General features: G+C 56.8%; 4 protein-coding genes and 1 pseudogene. 3 read left to right on the top strand and 2 right to left on the bottom strand.

Translation table 11 applies throughout. The annotated features are described in order from the left end of the window. Positions 1-243: 243 nt before the first annotated feature. Positions 244-1,095: an aminoglycoside 6-adenylyltransferase gene (locus tag CQ13_RS06230; protein ID WP_057842132.1), complete on the top strand. Its 852-nt coding sequence runs from the start codon at positions 244-246 to the stop codon at positions 1,093-1,095. A gap of 133 nt (positions 1,096-1,228) precedes the next feature. Here the strand turns inward: CQ13_RS06230 and CQ13_RS06225 are convergent, their stop codons facing one another. After that, the gene (locus tag CQ13_RS06225; RefSeq protein ID WP_057842131.1) at positions 1,229-3,019 is read right to left on the bottom strand and encodes an adenylate/guanylate cyclase domain-containing protein; all 1,791 of its coding nucleotides are present in this window, start codon (positions 3,017-3,019) and stop codon (positions 1,229-1,231) included. 433 nt (positions 3,020-3,452) lie between these two features. Between CQ13_RS06225 and CQ13_RS06220 the strand changes: the two genes are divergently transcribed. Both CQ13_RS06220 and CQ13_RS06215 read left to right on the top strand, forming a co-directional pair. Beyond that, positions 3,453-3,998, top strand: coding sequence for a PepSY domain-containing protein (locus CQ13_RS06220; RefSeq protein WP_057842130.1), 546 nt, complete (start codon positions 3,453-3,455; stop codon positions 3,996-3,998). A 388-nt stretch (positions 3,999-4,386) separates the two neighbouring features. After that, the gene (locus CQ13_RS06215) at positions 4,387-4,650 is read left to right on the top strand and encodes a PepSY domain-containing protein (RefSeq protein WP_057842129.1); all 264 of its coding nucleotides are present in this window, start codon (positions 4,387-4,389) and stop codon (positions 4,648-4,650) included. Between the two features lie 215 nt (positions 4,651-4,865). Here CQ13_RS06215 and CQ13_RS42585 read toward each other — a convergent pair. After that, a pseudogene (locus CQ13_RS42585) lies at positions 4,866-5,255 on the bottom strand (transposase); the annotation flags it as partial.

The raw sequence follows: 5,255 nt of genomic DNA, 5'->3' as shown, positions 1-5,255 counted from the left end.
CAATGCTGCAAAACGTCAGAAAGTTCTTGCCAGGGCGCCGTCCACACGTGACCCATCTCGGACATAGCGACCAAACTGCGCCCGCTCGCAACTCGATCCAGTCGCGTCATTAATCAGGGCGAAAGGTTGGGCCCGGCCGTTCTTGATCCCTGCGTTGTGAATTGCCGCCTCAAAAGAGTTGGGAAGCCGCTATTTTGATAGAAAGTGTAGCGACATTGCACGTGACTCGCTGGAGGTTGAGCGATGAGAGATGGGCTTTTAACTTCGATCATCAAGTGGTCTGAAAAGAGCGATATCGTGCACGCTCTCATCCAAACCGGTTCTTTGGCGCGAGCCGATGGCACTGCCGATGACCTGTCGGACGTCGATATCGAGATCATCACATCGAAGCCATCCTCTTTGGGGGTCGATGACAGCTGGCTGCACCAAATCGGTGATTTGATCACCGTTCTCCGACTTAACCCGGAGGACGGGCAGGAATGGGCAACGCGTCTGGCGATCTATTCGGAAGGCGTGAAGGTGGATTTCATGCTCGCAGGTATCGAGCGGGTCCGCTCCATGATCGATGCCCGGATGCTCGATCCGCTCTACGAGCGTGGTTACCGCGTTTTGCTCGACAAGTCAGGCGCGACGACAGGCTTGCCAGTGCCATCGTATGGCTTTCCCGCCGCAGTGCTTCCGTCTCAGGAGGAATTCTGCGCGATTGTAGAGGAATTCTGGTTCGAAGCCTTTCACGTGCCCAAGTACCTTGCACGCGGTGAACTTTGGCTGGTGAAGCAGCGCGATTGGACCATGAAGGAACTGCTGTTGCGCATGATGGAATGGCATGCTGTTACCCGCAGCATTGGGCCGATCGACGTCTGGCATATCGGGACGCGAATGCATGAGTGGATCGGCCGCGAGACTAGGGCCGAGCTCCAGGGCATATTCGGACGATTCGAAGCGGCTGATGCTCGGCGTGCCTTTGAAGCCACTACCAAGCTCTTCGGACGGCTCGGCCGTGAAGTCGCTCAAACGACCGATCTTGAATACCCGCAAAGAGTTGAAAATCAGATCACGGCCTTGAATGAGCGCCTCTTATCGCAAAAACCATAGGCTGGGTGGAACAATTGATCGCTTTTGGCCCCCTGGCCGACCAAAGCTTAAGCCGATGTCACGTCGGCTGTTGGCGGTAGACCGCACGCTGGGCCGCGATTGCCTGACCATCGCTTGTGACCCATGGCGGACATCACCCCTCCGGTACCCCGGCCATGCGCATGCCCTCACAAAGCCGGTCGCGTCCAGCAAGAAGGGTCGCATTGTCACTCGATTGACCGGCGCGCAAGCGACGGATAGTGAAACCTGGATCTAGGGCAAGTCCAGCCTTTGCAGCGGTTCTCGCATCATCCAGTGCGCCGAGTAAACTCAAGGCACCAGCGAGCCAGAAGTGGGCTATAGGAAAATTGCGGTTGGCCTCTATGCTTCGTCGCAGCCAATCGGCGGCTTCGGCATATAGGCCGAGTTGTATTTTGGCCGAGCCTACAGTGTGCATCCATCGGTAGGCAGATATGTCGCGAGGGGAGAGACGGAACGCCTCGAGTATATGACCTTCGGTCTCGGCAGCACGACCCATAAAAAATTTGGCGAAACCAATAGCAGCATGAGCACTGGCCAAATTGCGATTGAGCCTTAATGCCTGCTCGCATTCAGCAATCCCTTGGGCGGCGCGGTTCGTAAAAATATAGACGAAACCCAAGACCAAGTGAGCCGCTGCATGGTCAGGGGCGAGTGAAAGTGCATTGATCGCTTTTGTTTCGGCTGCGGAACAGCGCGCGGCCCGGTCATCAGTCAAAAAGCCAGCGCCAATTGCAATATTGACCTGCGCCGTGCCAACCAGCGCTTCTACATTTCGGGGATCGATGACCAAGGCACGTTGGAAAAAGCCGCCCGCTTGCGTCATGTGCTCCGGGCTCAGCCCTTTGTTCGACCAAGCCTTGCCCTGAAAAACTAAATCCATCGCATCTGGATGCAGCGAACGCTCCGCTCGCCGCGCCTCAGCCTCAATGAGTTGGGCATTCAGTGTGTTAGCGAGTCGCGAGACGATTTCGTCCTGCATATCGAACAGATCGGCGACGGGTTTGTCGAAACGGTCGGCCCACAGGTGATTGGCAGTCTCGGCATGGACGAGCTGCACGTTCACCCGAAGCCGGTTACCGCTACGCTGCACCGAACCTTCGAGCACGTAGCGGACGTTCAACTCGCGGCCGATCTGTTTGAGGTCAACTGCCTTGCCTTTGTAGGTAAATGCCGTGTGTCGGCCTATGACGAATGAGCCACTGATGCGCGACAAGTCCGTGGTCAGGCTCTCGGTCACACCATCGACGAAGTAGTCCTGCTCAGGATCTCCGCATAAGTTAGCGAAAGGCAGCACAACGATGGAAAGACGAGGCGGCGATAACGGGCCTGGCGTCGCCCCCTGAGCCTGCCTCGTCGAGCTAGGCCCATCCGGGACCACCGCATAGGCTCGGACTGGAAGGGCGATATTTTTGAGGTTCTGCTCGCCCAGATCGGCAAATTCAAGCCCGACCTTGCCTCGGACTTGATCGTAGGCAGCAGAGGATATGCAGATACCGCCAGGTTCTGCGACGCTCTCAAGCCGCGCCGCGATGTTAACGCCGTCTCCAAAGATGTCATGTGGTTCGACGATTACGTCGCCAATATTGATGCCAACGCGAAAAAGAAGACGCCTGTCTTCAGGCTCTTCGATTGAAAGTTCATTGATGCGGGTCTGGAACTGCACGGCAGCCCGAACCGCCTCGACCGCGCTCGAAAACTCCGCCAAGAACCCATCCCCGGTGTTCTTCACGATGCGGCCGCCATGTTCGGCAATTGCTGGATCAACTGCGTCCGCCAGGAGCGTAGTCAGTTTGATATGCGTGGCCTCTTCGTCATAGTACATGAGCCGCGAATAGCCAGCCATGTCGGCGGCCAATATCGCCGACAGCCTCCGCTCAACTCGGACTGGCCGCTCTTGCACCATGGCCTTGGCAATCCAATCTGATTGCCATTGTACAACGGCTCACATCGAATGCCCATCCATGCTAATGTCAGTTGTTGGCCCGTAGGTGAAGTGGCGGCACGTTGCATCGAGGTCCGCTCTTGAACGTGTATGATCCATTCTCGAACTGTGGATGCCGTCATAGTTACGATCGGCAACTGCTGACCTCAGTAGCCTAGTTTAATTTTCCCGGTGGCCTAATTTCGATTTGGCCGCTCGAAAAGCGCTCGATCAGATTGCGGCAATGAGGCTCGGCAATAGCTGCAATCGTGGCCTGAGACCGAACCGGTCTTAGCTTCGTACCGACTCCCTGGAAAAGACGTTTTTACACGGCTAAGACCCATAAGAGACGTAGCAGCCTGACGGCGGCAGGGCTATGGTGAGGCGGAGCCGTTCTGCAATCCAGGAGGAAGCAATGCGGTACGTGCTTGGCACCACCAGCATTTTCATGCTGTCGTTAGGCGCCTCGCTCGATCCGGCGCTCGCCAAAAGCAAGCGCGAAACGGCGGCGCTGCTGGAAGCAAAAGTCATGCTTTCCGATGCGATTTCCGTCGCTCAGAAGGAGATCGCTGGAGCAAAACCGGTCGATGCAGATTTGGTGACAACAAAAGACGGTAAAGTCATCTACTCCATCGAACTGGTAAAAAACGACGCGCACAACTTGCACAAGGTGAGCGTCGATATGCAAAACGGGAGCGTCATCGAGGTCACGCAGAAGAACGTTGCAGCGAAGGATTTGAAACGAGTGAAGGCTGTTGATCAAGCCAAGGTCACGATGGTTGAAGCAATTGCACTTGCTGACAAGCGGTTTCCCGGCGGCATAATTGCCGCCGCCGAGGCCAAGCCTAGAGGAGGCCAAGTGGTTTACGTGGTAGACATCGAGCAGAACGGGCTGCACGTTGTGCACGTGGATCCCGACAGCGGCCGCGTGCTCAGCGCAGCACGCAAATTGGATGACTGAGCGGAGGAAGGCGCTCCGCCTCCGCCCGAACGATACCGCGGCCGACGCAGCTCGGGCGGCGGCGGTTCCTGGCAAAGCGCGTAGTTCACTGCCATTTCCAAGTAATCGTTATATCCTTATGATTGCGATGGCATTGCGAAGATTGACACCGGCGCTCAGCACAAACCTCCCCGTCCTGCCATGTGCAGGCGGGCTTTCTGTCGGGCCCAACGATGGTGAAAGAGACCAACTTCCTCCGCAAGCAGGCCGATAAGGCTGAGCGGATTGCCCAGGCCGTGACGGATGTCGAGATTTCGCAACGATACATGAGCATGGCGCGGGCCTAACGCAGTCAGGCCGACATTCTAAAAGCAAAGCGGAATGCCGCGAAGAAAAAGGAGGCTAAGCAATGAACAAATTGGCGACAGTTGTTTTCACTGCGGCCCTTTCAGCAAGTTCGCTGAACCTCGCCAAGGCCGATCAGCCGGGACCGGACTGGATGCCTGCCGAACAGGTAAAGCAAAAGGTTCTTCAGTCAGGTTATACGGAGGTCACCAAACTAGAAGCCGACGACGATCAATGGGAAGGCGAAGGCATCAAGAACGGCCAGAAGATGGACTTTCACGCCGATCCGAAGACCGGCGTAATCACGTCCGAAAAGGTCGACGACTAAGAGCGTCGGGTGCCGCCTCGGTTGACGGACATTTCAAGCCAAACATAGGCGCAACGTCGCCTATTGGCCCAGGCCGTGTGAAAATCTCGCAACCTGGGGCGCTCCCGTGCATTTCGCGGCCGCCGAGCTTCTAATTCGGGTGGAATCGACCTCCTGCCATCTCAGTGGCAACCAGGAGCTTCATGTAGGCGCTGATTTGGTCGCGGAGGCCGGCCTCACGCCTGCATCGCCTCCAGCAAACCGCCTACGCCCACGATCATCATCACGCGCTTCATGTTGTAGGCGAGCACGTTGAGCGCCATCTCGGTGGCCACCTTTGGCAGCTTTTTCGTGAGAAAGTGCGTTGCTCCCATCCAACACTTCATCGTGCCGAACGGATGCTTCCGCTGTCTGACGGCGAACACCCATTGCATTGGGGTTGTGGTCGAGCCGATCCTGAACTTTTTCCAGAACGGCCTCGTGCTCCCAGCGTGAGATGCGGCGCTCGGGGCCTGTCGTGCACTGAGCTCTTAGCTCGCAGGTCTTGCAGGTGCTTGTCCAATAGCGGCGCAGAGAGCCGGCTCCGCAAATTTGAACATGTCGATAAGTGGAGTTTCTGCCTGACA

Origin of the sequence: Bradyrhizobium retamae (assembly GCF_001440415.1) — a bacterium.
In the GTDB taxonomy this organism is placed as follows: domain Bacteria; phylum Pseudomonadota; class Alphaproteobacteria; order Rhizobiales; family Xanthobacteraceae; genus Bradyrhizobium; species Bradyrhizobium retamae.
Note: the sequence above shows the minus strand (reverse complement) of the source record. Positions and strands in the feature narration are given on the sequence as shown.

Coding starts and splice junctions, on each gene's coding strand:
- CQ13_RS06230 (WP_057842132.1), top strand. CDS start 244: ATGAGAGATGGGCTTTTAACTTCGATCATCAAGTGGTCTGAAAAGAGC.
- CQ13_RS06225 (WP_057842131.1), bottom strand. CDS start 3,019: ATGGTGCAAGAGCGGCCAGTCCGAGTTGAGCGGAGGCTGTCGGCGATA.
- CQ13_RS06220 (WP_057842130.1), top strand. CDS start 3,453: ATGCGGTACGTGCTTGGCACCACCAGCATTTTCATGCTGTCGTTAGGC.
- CQ13_RS06215 (WP_057842129.1), top strand. CDS start 4,387: ATGAACAAATTGGCGACAGTTGTTTTCACTGCGGCCCTTTCAGCAAGT.